Consider the following 8,935-nt stretch of genomic DNA (forward strand, 5'->3'; position numbering starts at 1 on the left):
TCTAACTCCCCGTCGATCGGTAGCGGCGAAGGCCCTGGCGCCAGGCGAAGGCGGCCGTCAGGGCAAGGAGCAGGGCCGCGACGGGCCCGAGGAAACGCAGGAAGCCGGGCGTCCCGAAGGGGTCGTCCCTGCCCAGCACGTACAGGCCCGGCTGCCAGTTGACGAAGGCGAGCGGCAGCACGTAGGTCACTCCGGCCACCAGGTCGCGTCCGTAGACGCTGAAGGGGTACTGGGTGAGCTGGCCGCCGCCGTAGGTGAAGGCGTTGACCACCTCGGGGGCGTCGGTGAGCACGAACTGCGCGGCGCCCGCCAGCGTCCACAGTGACGCGAAGATGACCATCGCGGTGGCGATCATCACCGGGATCATCCACGCGCGCTCCCACGGCACGCCGACCCCGGCCAGCCCCGCGGCCAGGACCACGACGGCCTGCAGTACGCGGCCGATCCTGGTAGGGGTGAACCTGTCGGCGGCGGCCTGCACCCAGGCCGAGGCCGGCTTGACGAGCATCGTGTCCAGGGTGCCGGCCTTGATGTGCTGGCTGATCTTGTCGAGGTTGCCGACGCACATGTCGACCACGGAGAAGGCGGTGCCTGCCGCGCCGTACAGGAAGAGGACCTCGTCGCGGGTGAACCCGGCCAGCGCGGTGGTGTTGGCGAAGACGACCAGGATCACCGCGACGTCCACGGCCGCCATCAGGAAGCCGAAGGCGACCATGAGCGCGAAGGAGGCGGGGTAGGCGGCCGCGGCACGGGTCCACGTCCATACCAGCATGGCGTAGGTCCTAACCACCCTGGATCACCACCTTGTGCCTGATCGCATGGGTGCCGACCGCTCCGAGGGCGAGCAGTGCGGCCGCCCAGAGGGCCTGGAAGGGCACGGCGTCGAGGAGGCCGGCCTTGCCGAGGTAGACGTCGGCGGGCACCTGCGCCATCGCGGCCCAGGGCAGCGCGGCGGCCAGGTCGCCGAGCGGTCCTGGGAAGATCGTCAGCGGCAGCATCAAGCCGCTGAAGAACGTGGTGAGGACCAGCGACACCGTGGCCACGCCGCGGTCGTCGGCGAGCCAGCAGACCGACAGCGCCACCAGATAGCGCCAGGCGAAGCTGACCAGCACGCCGAGGGCGAAGCTGACGGCGAAGGCGGCCCACCGCCCCGGGTCCGAGGGCACGACGATGCCGAACACGAGCGCGCCGACGATCGTCGGCGGGACGCCGCGCACGAGGAAGAGGTAGGCGGCTCTGCCCAGGTCCTCCGACAGGGCCCAGGCCTGCAGGGAGGCGGGCCTGACGAGGTCGAGGGCGATGTCGCCGGTGCGGATGCGTTCGGGGATGGTCAGGCCGCCGCCGAACAGCTGCATCGGGCCGATGAAGGCCTGGGTGACGAAGCAGAAGGTGACGGCGTCGGTGACGTCGTAGCCCGCCAGTCCTGGCCTGACGTGCCAGAGCGCGATCAGGACGTAGGCGCGCAGGACGCCGAAGACGCTGTTGGTGAACGCGCCCGCCGCCGCTGCCCAGACGTAGGTGGCGTGTTTGCGGAAGCCGAGCCGGATGAGCCGGAGATAGAGGGAAATGGTGCGTCACCTCCGCAGAGTGATGGCATGACGACAGCCCGTGCCCGGAAGGGGGCACGGGTGTTCGGGGCGGTAATTATCCGCTCAGAGATCAGCGGTCGGCAAGCCGATAGACGAAGCGCAGACCCGACCAGGTGCTGTCGATGGCCGCGACCTTGTTGTCGACGAGACCCTGTGCTAGGCCGTACTGCCTGACGTGGTCGTCACTCAGGTCGGTCGGCACGCCGCTCGCCCGTTTGGGCCGGCACACCCACAGGCCGCCGTTCCTGACCAGCCGTGCCGCCGCCTTGCCGAACCGCTGGTGGAGGGTGGCCGCGTCGAGGCAGAAGAGCAGGATCACGTCGTACGGCTCTCGCCCAGGACGCCGGTGGTAGGCGGGCACGTCGAGGTCGGCGGGCGCGCCGACGGCGAGCACGCGATGGCCCGGTTTGATCCCCGGCTTCCGCGGCAGGGGCGTTCCGGAGTATCCGGCCATGCGTGAAGGGTCTCATACGGTCATCCGTGATTCACCGGAAACAGAAGAGTGACGTCCTTGTCGATAGAACGATCCTCTAGAGGGAATTGTTTAGGTGTGCGGCACGAGATCGACCTGGACGTCATCCCCGACTATCCGTTCAGCTGGCAGTCCCGAGCGCTCAACGGCCTGATGCGCGGCACCCTGAAGCCGGCCTCCAGCCTGCTCCTGCGTCACTCCCTGGCCATCACCGCCTGCTCCAGGCTCGGTGAGCTGGTCAGGCTGGTCCCGGTGCGACCGCCGAGCCACGTCGGCATCGTCCCGCACCGTTCGGGCGAGTGGGTGCGCGCGGGGCAGGGGCTCGACGAGCGCAAGGTGCTCCTCTACTTCCACGGCGGCGGCTACTTCAGCTGCTCGCCCGCCACGCACCGGCCGATCACCTGGCGGCTGTCGGTCGTGGCGCGCCGGCCCGTGTTCGCCCTCGACTACCGGCAGGGCCCCGTCCACTCGCTGGCCGAGTCGCTGCAGGACGCGCTCGACGCCTACGGCGAGCTGCTCGAACGCGGCCACGATCCCGCCGACATCCTGTTCGCGGGCGACTCGGCGGGCGGTCACCTCACGCTGGCCACCCTGCTCGCGCTGCGCGACCGCGGGCTGCCGCTGCCGGCCGCGGCCATCTGCCTGTCACCGTGGACCGATCTGAGCGACACCCCGCGCAGGGCCAACCGCTGGGAGGACCCGATGCTGCCGGCCGGCCGGGTCGAGTGGCTGGCCAGACGGTGGACGTCGGGCCTCGATCCGCGCGACCCGCTCGTCTCACCCGTCTTCGGCGACTACACCGGGCTGCCGCCGTTGATGATCGTCACAGGCTCGACCGAGGTGCTGCGGGACGAGGGCCGCCGAGTGGCGCTGCGCGCCCGCGAGGCGGGCGTGCCGGTGACCTACGAGGAGTGGCCGCGGATGCCGCACGTCTTCGCGATCCTGGCCGACGTGCTGCCCGAAGCGCGCCTGGTCTACCGGCACATGGCCCGCTTCCTGTCCGCCGTGCGCGGCTCGGGCGAGGAATCTTCTCTCGCGGCATGACGTTCCAGCTGTAGGTTAGGTGTGCCTAACTACAGCTGGAGGGTTCATGACGGAACACAGGGGCGTCGTGCTCAGGACCGAGCGGCTCACCCCGCACATGGTGCGGGTGGTGGTCGGCGGGGAGGGAATGCGCGGCTTCGCCACCGAAGGGTTGACCGACCACTACGTGAAGCTGGTCTTCCCCTACGAGGGGGTGGAGTACCCGACGCCGTTCACCGTGGCGAACTGCCGGGAGAGCGTGCCGCGCGAGCACTGGCCGAGACTGCGCACCTACACCGTGCGCGCATGGGACGCGGCTGCCAAGGAGTTGACGCTCGACTTCGTGGTGCACGGCGACGAGGGTCTGGCGGGCCCGTGGGCCGTGGCCGCGCGCCCCGGCGACGTGATCCACATGATCGGCCCAGGTGGAGGCTACGCGCCGAGCCCCGAGGCGGACTGGCATCTGCTGGCCGGCGACGAGAGCGCGCTTCCGGCGATCGCCGCCTCGCTCGAGGCGCTCGCCCCGGGCGCGAAGGCGTACGTGTTCATCGAGGTCGAAGGCCCTGAGGACGAGCAGAAGCTCGACGTTCCCGTGACCTACCTGCACCGTGCGGGCGCGCCGTACGGCAGCAGGCTCGTGGAGGCGGTTCGCACCCTCGACTTCCCCGAGGGCAGGGTGCACGCCTTCGTCCACGGAGAGGCCGCCTTCGTCAAGGAACTGCGCAGGCTCCTGCGCGTGGACAGGAAGATCCCGCTCGACCAGCTGTCGATCTCCGGCTACTGGCGGCTCGGCGTCGACGACGAGGGCTGGCGCGCGGTCAAGAAGGACTGGAACCGTCAGGTCGAGACCGAGGAGAGCGCCGCCCTCGGCGCGTGAGCCTCACCGCCCTCTCGTCTTACCTGAAAGCCCAGGTACCTCACTTCTTTCTCACTGCCGGGGAAGATTCGCCTTACCTTCGATACCCCTTGTGACAGTCCTGGGGAAATGCCTCGCCCGATCCGGTCACAGTGTGCTGTGGCCGTGTCCCAGCGCAGGAGAGGCGACCCCCGGATGGCACGTGGTTCGAGCGGCATGCCACCAGGCGTGCGACCGCTGACGGTGGGCGACCCCGTGATCATCGGCAGATACCTGCTGCTCGGGCGCCTGGGAACCGGCGGGATGGGCGTGGTCTACCTGGCCGAGCACCCCCGTGGCGGGTTCGTGGCGCTGAAGACCCCGCACGCCGTCCATCTCAAGGACGCCACTCTTCGCGCCAGGTTCGCCGAAGAGGTGACGTTCTCGCGCAGGGTGGTCCCGTTCTGCACGGCGGCCGTGATCGAGGACGGCACCGACCGCGACCGCCCCTACCTCGTCTGCGAGTACATCCCGGGGCCCGCGCTGTCGCAGGTCGTGGTCGCGCGCGGCCCGCTGACCCCAGACCTCGCCTACGGGGTGGCGCTCGGCGTGGCTGCCGGACTGGTCGCCGTGCACGACGCGGGGCTGGTTCATCGTGACCTCAAACCGGGCAACGTGTTGCTGTCGCCGGACGGGCCGCGCGTCATCGACTTCGGCATCGCCCGCGACGTCGACACCGCGGCGGCCCACACGCAGGCGGGTCAGGTGATGGGCAGTCCCGGCTGGGTGGCGCCCGAGCGGCTGACCGGCGGGGCCGCGCTGCCTGCCTCCGACGTGTTCGCCTGGGGATGCCTGATCGCCTTCGCCGCCACCGGCTACCACCCGTTCGGCACCGGTGAGGCCGACGTGCTGACCAGGCGCATCATGCTCGAGCCCGCGCGCGTCGAAGGTGTGCCCGCGCTGCTGCGGCCCGCGGTGGAGGCGTCGCTGGCCAAGGATCCAGCCGAGCGGCCCACCTCGGTCGAACTGCTGCGGGCCTTACTGGCCGCGGGCGGCGTGGGCGACCCATGGGACCTGCGCGAGGCGGTCGCCAGTGTGCTGGCGGAGATCTGGACGCCGGTGCCGTACCCGCCGGGCGGCGGCAGGGTGCGCCTCGCGGACGTGCCCCGGGAAGGGGCCGAGACGGAGACGCCGGGTCCATCGGCACGCCGGCGGCGGGCAAGGGCGGGGGCGCAGCTGTCGCACGCCAGCTTCGCGGCGCTGGCCACCGTCTCGATCGCGGCGCTGACGGTGGCCGCGGCCAGCGGGGGAGGAGGGGTACGGCTGGACGGCACCGGGCTGCCGGAGACCGTTCCCGTCGTCGTGCCGAACGGCACCGCGGGGTCCACGATCAATCCGATCACGCCGTCCAGGCGCCCGGCGGGGCCGTTCCCGGCCGGGCCGTCGATCACCCCGACCGTCGTCATCACCCACACCAGGACGGTGGAGCCATCGAAGCTGCGGCCGACGCGCTCGGAGTCGGAGGAGCGGACGTGGTCCGAGCAGCGCGGCAGGTCGCCGGATCCGCCGGGCAACGGCGACCCGGGCGACTGCGTCAACCCCGCGGGCAGGAAGCGGGCGAGGGACTGCCCGCAGCCGTCCTCCAGCATCACGACGATCCCGCAGGAGGGGCCGGGGGAGACGCCCGATCCCACGGCGTCGGTGTCCGTCACCCCGACCGATCAGGTGTCGCAGACGCCCACCGGGTCGTCGTCGGGCTGACGCGGAGGCGGGTGCGGGGTTTCGCGGTTCAGGGCGGGGCCGGACAGCCGGATGCCCCGGCCCCGCGGGCGCGCGGGGCCGGGGCGGTCGCCGGGGAACCCTCCCATGCCCTAGGAGGAATCGGCGAGTCTCGGGCGGCTCAGTGGGCGAACTGCTCCTCCTCGGTGGAGCCCTTGAGCGCGGTCGTCGAGGAGTCGGGCGCGATCGCCGTGCTGACCAGGTCGAAGTAGCCGGTGCCGACCTCGCGCTGGTGCCTGGTGGCGGTGTAGCCGCGCTCCTCGGCCGCGAACTCGGCCTCCTGCAGTTCGACGTAGGCGGTCATGCCGTCGGCCGCGTAGCCGTGCGCCAGGTTGAACATGGAGTAGTTGAGCGAGTGGAAACCGGCCAGCGTGATGAACTGGAACTTGTACCCCATGTGCCCGAGCTCGCGCTGGAACTTGGCGATCGTGGAGTCGTCCAGGTGCTGCTTCCAGTTGAACGAGGGCGAGCAGTTGTAGGCGAGCATCTGGTCGGGGTACTTCGCCTTGATCGCCTCGGCGAACTCGCGGGCCACGTCGAGGTCGGGCGTGGAGGTCTCCATCCACAGCAGGTCGGAGTAGGGGGCGTAGGACAGGCCGCGGTCGATGCAGGCCTCGACGCCGTTGCGGACCCGGTAGAAGCCCTCGGCGGTACGGTCACCGGTGGTGAAGCGCTGGTCGCGTGGGTCCACGTCGCTGGTCAGAAGCGTCGCGGCCTGTGCGTCGGTCCGCGCGATGATCAGTGAGGGGACGCCCGCCACGTCGGCCGCCAGGCGGGCGGCGTTGAGGGTCTTGATGTGCTGGCCGGTCGGGATCAGCACCTTGCCGCCGAGGTGGCCGCACTTCTTCTCCGAGGCGAGCTGGTCCTCCCAGTGCACGCCCGCGGCACCCGCCGCGATCATGCCCTTCATCAGCTCGAAGGCGTTCAGCACGCCGCCGAAGCCCGCCTCGGCGTCGGCCACGATCGGAGCGAGCCAGTGGGTCTCGTCCGACCCCTCCGACCAGGTGATCTGGTCGGCGCGCAGCAGCGCGTTGTTGATGCGGCGCACGACTGCGGGGACCGAGTTGGCCGGGTACAGCGACTGGTCGGGGTAGGTCTGCCCGCCGAGGTTCGCATCCGCCGCCACCTGCCAGCCGGACAGGTAGATCGCCTTCAATCCCGCCTTCACCTGCTGCACGGCCTGGTTTCCGGTCAGCGCGCCGAGCGCGTGCACGTAGTCCTCGGTGTGCAGCAGGTCCCACAGCCGCTCGGCGCCGAGTCTGGCCAGCGTGTGCTCCTCCTGCACGCTGCCGCGGAGCCTGATGACGTCCTCGGCGGTGTAGGTGCGCTCGGTGCCCTCCCATCGGGGGTCGTTCTTCCAGTCGTGCCGCAGCTGCTCAGCCGCTCCCTTGAGGCGATCGTTCATTTTTCACTCCTTTGTCGTCCCCTGGGGTGCTTGCACCGAGTGTCTGCCCCGGTGCAGCCCTTCCAGTAGGGTTCGCATAGGAGAAGAACGATGAAATTTCCGACTAGGAGCATACTGGCGAGTATTCGATAGAGAAGAAATCGCGACTTTTCTCTATGGACTAGACCAATGTGGGTCCGTGCCCGGCTCGTCTGCCGCAGGGCGCGGTCGATTCGCGAGTGACTGCCGGCTTCGGGCCGATCTGAGGCGCACGGCGCAGCTGGCTATAGAAAAAGGGTGATTCTTCCGCCTATGATGCGCACATGGCCCCCTTGCTCGGCGAAGAACCGCTTTCTTTGACGCAGGAGCTCGATCTCATCGCCTTCGGCCAAAGGCTGCGTCACCTGCGCAAACAACGCGGACTGACCCTGTCCGACCTGGGCGGGCGTGTCAGCAGAGCGCCCAGCCAGCTCTCCCTGCTGGAGAACGGCAAGCGCGAGCCCAAGCTGTCGCTGCTCAAGTCGCTGGCCACCGCGCTCAACGTGCCGGTCGAGGAGCTGCTGCGCCGCCAGCCGCCCAACCGCCGCGCCCAGCTGGAGATCGCGCTGGAGGAGGCCCAGCGCGACCCGCTCTACGCGGGGCTCGGCCTGCCGCGGCTGAAGGTCTCCGCCCGCGTGCCCAACGACGTCCTCGAACACATCCTCGGCCTGTACGGCGAGCTGCGCGCCAGGCAGGCCCGCGGCACCGCCACCCCCGAGGAGGCCAGAGCCGCCAACGCCGAGCTGCGCCGCAGACAGCGCGAGCAGGGCAACTACTTCCCCGACATCGAGAAGGCGGCCGCCGCCGCCCTCGCCGCCGTCGGCTACCGCACGGGCGCGCTGTCCCAGAGCACGATCCAGGCGCTCGTCACCCATTTCGGGTACACCGTCCACACCGCGCAGGACCTGCCGCGCTCGGTCCGCTCCATCACCGACCTGCGCAACCGTCGCATCTACGTCAAGCACGAGCAGCTCGGCATGCACACCCCGCGCACGATCCTGCTGCAGACCCTCGGACACCTCGCGCTCGGCCACGGCAAGCCACGCGACTTCGCCGACTTCCTGCTGCAGCGCACCGAGGCCAACTACTTCGCCGCCGCCGTCCTCGTGCCCGAGCGCTCGGCCACCCAGTTCCTGCAGGAGGCCAAGCAGGACCGCGCCCTGTCGGTGGAGGACCTGCGCGACGTCTTCGCCGTCTCCTACGAGATGGCCGCCCACCGCTTCACGAACCTGGCCACCCACCACCTCGACCTGGTCTGCCACTTCGTCCGCAACGACGCGGGCGGCACGATCTACAAGGCGTACGAGAACGACGGCATCGTCTTCCCCGCCGACGAGCAGGGCGCCATCGAGGGCCAGCGCATGTGCCTACAGTGGTCGGGCCGCCAGGTCTTCCAGTCACCCGACAGGTTCTCGGTCTTCTACCAGTACTCCGACTCGCCGACCGGCACCTACTTCTGCGTCGCGCACGTCGACCCCTCCCGCGAACGGGACTTCGCGATCACCCTGGGCGTGCCGTACAGGGAGTCGCGGTGGTTCCGCGGGCGCGAGACGACCAACAGGACCCGCTCGAACTGCCCGACCGGCGACTGCTGCCGCCGCCCTCCCACCGAGCTGGCTCAGCGCTGGGAGGGCTACGCCTGGCCCTCGGCGCGTGCCAACTCCCACGTGCTGGCCGCGCTGCCGCCCGGCTCGTTCCCCGGCGTGGACGAGGCCGACGTCTACACCTTCCTCGAACGGCACGCCACTCAGGCCTAAGGCGTGTCTGATAAATGATCTCGGTGGTGCGGTTAGATGATCCTTCGTGGTGCGACG

Annotated in this window: 8 protein-coding genes; 4 read left to right on the top strand and 4 right to left on the bottom strand. The window is 70.1% G+C overall.

Translation table 11 applies throughout. From position 1 onward, the window contains the following. Position 1: 1 nt before the first annotated feature. The 3 genes from ACFSKW_RS23780 to ACFSKW_RS23790 form a co-directional block, all read right to left on the bottom strand. Positions 2–790 carry an ABC transporter permease gene (locus ACFSKW_RS23780; RefSeq protein ID WP_379574543.1) on the bottom strand — a complete coding sequence of 263 codons (789 nt, stop codon included), beginning with the start codon at positions 788–790 and terminating at the stop codon, positions 2–4. Continuing rightward, positions 783–1,568, bottom strand: coding sequence for an ABC transporter permease (locus tag ACFSKW_RS23785; RefSeq protein ID WP_379574584.1), 786 nt, complete (start codon positions 1,566–1,568; stop codon positions 783–785). Before ACFSKW_RS23785 ends, ACFSKW_RS23780 begins: the two co-directional genes overlap by 8 nt. Before the next feature lie 91 nt (positions 1,569–1,659). Continuing rightward, positions 1,660–2,043, bottom strand: a complete 384-nt coding sequence (locus ACFSKW_RS23790; protein ID WP_379574545.1) for a hypothetical protein — start codon at positions 2,041–2,043, stop codon at positions 1,660–1,662. Between the two features lie 96 nt (positions 2,044–2,139). Here ACFSKW_RS23790 and ACFSKW_RS23795 point away from each other — a divergent pair, with 96 nt between their 5' ends. From ACFSKW_RS23795 to ACFSKW_RS23805, 3 genes are all read left to right on the top strand, one after another. After that, complete coding sequence (locus ACFSKW_RS23795) at positions 2,140–3,105, top strand: alpha/beta hydrolase (RefSeq protein ID WP_379574546.1); 966 nt, start codon at positions 2,140–2,142, stop codon at positions 3,103–3,105. Between the two features lie 46 nt (positions 3,106–3,151). Next, entirely contained in the window at positions 3,152–3,961 is an 810-nt protein-coding gene (locus tag ACFSKW_RS23800) for a siderophore-interacting protein (protein WP_379574547.1), read from the top strand. Between the two features lie 207 nt (positions 3,962–4,168). After that, positions 4,169–5,680, top strand: a complete 1,512-nt coding sequence (locus ACFSKW_RS23805; protein WP_379574549.1) for a serine/threonine-protein kinase — start codon at positions 4,169–4,171, stop codon at positions 5,678–5,680. 139 nt (positions 5,681–5,819) lie between these two features. Here the strand turns inward: ACFSKW_RS23805 and aceA are convergent, their stop codons facing one another. Then, complete coding sequence (aceA, locus tag ACFSKW_RS23810) at positions 5,820–7,103, bottom strand: isocitrate lyase (protein WP_379574551.1); 1,284 nt, start codon at positions 7,101–7,103, stop codon at positions 5,820–5,822. A gap of 302 nt (positions 7,104–7,405) precedes the next feature. Between aceA and ACFSKW_RS23815 the strand changes: the two genes are divergently transcribed. Continuing rightward, the gene (locus ACFSKW_RS23815; RefSeq protein WP_379574552.1) at positions 7,406–8,878 is read left to right on the top strand and encodes a helix-turn-helix domain-containing protein; all 1,473 of its coding nucleotides are present in this window, start codon (positions 7,406–7,408) and stop codon (positions 8,876–8,878) included. The last annotated feature ends 57 nt before the right edge of the window (positions 8,879–8,935 follow it).

Origin of the sequence: Nonomuraea mangrovi, assembly GCF_042681425.1 — a bacterium.
In the GTDB taxonomy this organism is placed as follows: domain Bacteria; phylum Actinomycetota; class Actinomycetes; order Streptosporangiales; family Streptosporangiaceae; genus Nonomuraea; species Nonomuraea mangrovi.